The organism is Bacillus sp. JJ1764, from assembly GCF_036962145.1.
Taxonomy (GTDB): domain Bacteria; phylum Bacillota; class Bacilli; order Bacillales; family Cytobacillaceae; genus Neobacillus.
The window spans coordinates 288-1868 of sequence record NZ_JBALNY010000179.1; the positions used below are offsets into that span (position 1 = coordinate 288).

1 protein-coding gene is annotated in these 1581 nt (G+C 40.1%); it reads left to right on the forward strand.

Going from position 1 to position 1581, the window contains the following annotated elements; genetic code table 11:
- Positions 1–1153: IS110 family transposase (locus V7083_RS20495; RefSeq protein ID WP_335481404.1), on the forward strand; the 1153-nt coding region annotated here is incomplete at its 5' end.
- Positions 1154–1581 lie beyond the last annotated feature (428 nt).

A 1581-nucleotide genomic window follows, 5' to 3' on the forward strand; every position in this document is an offset into this window, starting at 1 on the left:
TACCAAGCAAGGATTTCAACTGTTTCTCAATTGGATCAATCAATTAAAGCTAGAACAACATATGGAAAAAGCGATAGTTGGTATGGAACCTACCGGACACTACTGGCTAAACCTAGCTCATATACTGAAAGAAAATAATATAAAATTTGTCGCAGTAAACCCGTTACATGTAAAGAAAAGTAAAGAACTCGACGACAACTCACCGACTAAGAACGATGTGAAAGACGCTAAAGTTATCGCACAGCTGGTCAAGGATGGGAGATATGCTGAACCAACAATTCCACAAGGTGTTTATGCAGAACTCCGTGTGGCGAAAAAAATACGTGATCTCCTAACTGACGACCTTCAAACCGTGCAAGGACAGATTCACAACTGGCTAGATCGGTATTTTCCTGAATTTTTAACCGTCTTTAAGAGTTGGGAAGGGAAAGCAGCCTTACAGTTTCTAAGGCTAGGAACCTTACCACATGAACTGATTCATTTCACTGACCAGGACTTACTAGATCATTTGCGAAAGGCAGTTAGTCGTAGTGTAGGGCTAAACAAAATAATAGAGTTAAAACAAGCTGCTAAAGAGTCCATCGGACTTCGTCAAGGTGCTAGTATGGCTAAATTAGAACTAGAAACGCTGCTTGATAAGTATGACTTGATACAAGGGAAGTTCATAGAACTAGATAATAAGATAGATAACCTAATTGAACATATTCCTGGTGTTCAACAAATGTTAGTTATTAAGGGAGTAGGCAGAGATACGGTTGCCGGCTTCTTTGCGGAAGTAGGAAATCTTCAAGATTATTCTCACCCTAGACAAATCATTAAGCTAGCTGGACTGAGCTTGAAGGAGAACACCTCTGGCAAACATAAAGGGCGAACCAAAATTACAAAACGAGGAAGGAAGAAGCTAAGGGCTCTCCTCTTCAGGGTTTGTATGATTATGGTTGCGAAGAATTCGGCTTTTAAAGCATTGCATGCCTATTACACGCAGCGTCCTGATAATCCTCTAAAGAAAATGCAGTCTCTGATTGCCTTGTGCAATAAGCTAATACGTATATTATTTGCCATTGGTAAGAAACAATTTGAGTTTAGTGAAGAGAGAATGTTACAGGATATCCCTCATATGGCAGCAAACATAGAAGTTGAGAAAGCCGCTTAGTCTAGTAGGAACAGTAGAGTAGAAAAGAGTTTTAGTTGTTAAAAGTCTCGTACAATTGAAGCACGGATTAGTCAGCAAAGCAACTAAACTTCGGGCAAGGACCCTGTGGGGCAGCATGACTGACATCCACCTCATGGAAAGGTTGGACGAAGGAATTTGAGAGCGAAGACTCTGTGAGGCATGGGAGGGTTGACCTCCATGAGAAATGTGGACATCCACCAGTGCGATCATATTTTAACTCATCCACCAATTTTTGTAATTGAGTGACTCATGAGCTATTAGTCTTTTTTGCTTCAAAGCCCAAAATTATCCTTTCGAGATAAATCCAACCATAGTAGCGAGCATTAACCTCTAAAATAACATTCTATAAAATACTGAGAATACTGGAGAAAACGCGAGTTTTCACTTTGTTTATTGAGGGAGGTTAG